This window comes from Leisingera sp. ANG-M1 (assembly GCF_000813745.1).
Classification (GTDB): Bacteria; Pseudomonadota; Alphaproteobacteria; order Rhodobacterales; family Rhodobacteraceae; genus Leisingera.
The window spans coordinates 2,995-3,654 of record NZ_JWLC01000040.1 but is presented as its reverse complement, the minus strand read 5'-3'; the positions used below and the strand labels follow the sequence as shown (position 1 = coordinate 3,654).

At 58.3% G+C, this 660-nt stretch carries 1 pseudogene; it reads left to right on the top strand.

Annotated features, from left to right (window positions below):
- Window positions 1–41 precede the first annotated feature (41 nt).
- Window positions 42–660: pseudogene (locus RA19_RS27105) on the top strand (hypothetical protein); the annotation flags it as partial.

Here is a 660-nt window from a genome sequence, read left to right as displayed (position 1 = left end):
GGCGATATGTAACTGGCGGGGAGGACGGCGTCAGGACCGCATTGGAGCAGCTTTTGGAACGTGCGCGGATGATGGCGGACGGCCCGCTGCGGCGCTTGCCGGCATATGGAATGCTGTACTCTTGGCTCGGGTCCTCAAAGCTGTCAAAAGACCCTGGCCCGATTAGGGACATCCTTCGCGAGCACATTCTGGACAACATGGACGTGCAGGCTGGCCAGCTGCTGCTTGGAAAGACCGTGGTGAACCCGCCCCGAAGCAGCATTGCCTCCTTGGCCGCTTCCGAAGGCGTGCATAGTGCCACTTTGAAAAATGCTCTACTGGCCAAAGGCATGATCACTGAAGCTGAGGCAGAGCTGCCTGGCTCCCACGTCTTGGTGAACTATGAGACAGGTAAAGCCGTCTCAGAGGAAGTGAAACGGGCGGTTGCAGTTACCCTTCTGCCGCAAATGCTCAATGCATCCAGGAATATGGTTGCAGCGCTTTTGGACGGGGGGATCTTGACCCTATTGAACGACGGCGGGTTGTCGAAAGCCAACATCAGACGGGCGGTCGACCGAGAGCAGGTAGACGCGCTTCTTACGCGTCTTGGGCGCATTGCTATGCCCGTGTCTAAGGCCCCTGGAACCATGGTGCGGCTGACGAAGAGTGCTGCAATCACCC